Raw genomic sequence first — 1165 nt, 5'->3', positions numbered from 1 at the left:
CCAGCGCGTAGCCCGCGACGGCGGCGACGACGGGCTTGCGCAGGGCGGCGAAGCGGTCCCAGGCGGCGAACCAGTCGCCGAGGTAGGCGTCGACGAAGTCGAGCGACTGCATCTCCTTGATGTCCGCACCGGCCGCGAAAGCCTTCGCCGAGCCGGTCAGCAGCAGGCAGCCGATCGCCGGGTCCCGGTCGAACTCCGCTGCCGCCGCCACGACTTCGTTCATCAACTGGGTGTTCAGCGCGTTCAGCGCCTTCGGCCGGTCGAGAGTGATCAGCCCGACCCGGCCCTTGCGCTCGACCAGGATCGTCCCGTACGTCATGCGCGCTCCCTCAGCGTGGTGATGATGGCGGAGAAGTCCAGCCCGCCGCCCCCGTCCTGGGCGAAGTCGGCGAACAACTCGGCTGCCCGGCGGCCGAGTTCGGTCGGCGCTGCGGTCGCGGTGGCGGCGTCGGCGGCCAGCCCCAGGTCCTTGGCCATCAGGGCGGCCGCGAACCCGGCGGCGTAGTCGCGGTTGGCCGGGCTGGTCGGCACCGGCCCGGGGACGGGGCAGTTGGTGGTGAGCGCCCAACACTGGCCGGAGGCGGTGGAGGCGACCTCGTAGAGCGCCCGGTGGCTGAGGCCGAGGCGCTCGCCGAGGACGAAGGCCTCGCTCACCGCGATCATCGAGACGCCGAGGATCATGTTGTTGCAGATCTTCGCGGCCTGCCCGGCACCGGAGCCTCCGCAGTGGACCACCTTGCGGCCCATCGCGGCGAGCACCGGTTCCGCCTCGGCGAACTCGGCCTCGTCCCCACCGGCCATGAAGGTCAGGCTCGCGGCCTCGGCTCCGGGGACGCCGCCGGAGACCGGCGCGTCCACGGCCCGGTGCCCGACCGTACGGGCGAGGTCCGCGGCCACCCGGGCGTCGCCGACCGCGACGGTGGAGCAGTCCACGAACAGCGCCCCGCTCGCCGCGAGCGTCAACTCTTCGTAGGCCTGCAGGACATGGCGTCCGGTCGGCAGCATGGTGAGCACCACCTGGGCGTCGGCGACGGCCTCCGCCGCCGAGCCCGCCACCGTCACGCCGTGGGGGGGGGCCCCCCCCCCCGCGGCCGCCCCGAGGGAGTCAACCGTGCACCCGGGGCCCGGCCTGTGCACGGTTGGGGGCCCGCGGGCCCCCCATGTG

1 protein-coding gene and 1 pseudogene are annotated in these 1165 nt (G+C 74.1%); both read right to left on the bottom strand.

The annotated features are described in order from the left end of the window. Positions 1-319 (bottom strand): enoyl-CoA hydratase-related protein (locus tag ACFWXO_RS45595; protein WP_380533206.1); only part of this gene is annotated, 319 nt, incomplete at its 3' end. Beyond that, positions 316-1165, bottom strand: a pseudogene (mmsB, locus tag ACFWXO_RS45590) (3-hydroxyisobutyrate dehydrogenase); the annotation flags it as partial. The pseudogene mmsB and the gene ACFWXO_RS45595, both read right to left, overlap by 4 nt.

It is taken from the genome of Kitasatospora sp. NPDC059088 (assembly GCF_042738155.1).
GTDB lineage: Bacteria > Actinomycetota > Actinomycetes > Streptomycetales > Streptomycetaceae > Kitasatospora.
The sequence above is the reverse complement of the archived record's forward strand: the minus strand, read 5'-3'. Positions and strand labels throughout refer to the sequence as shown.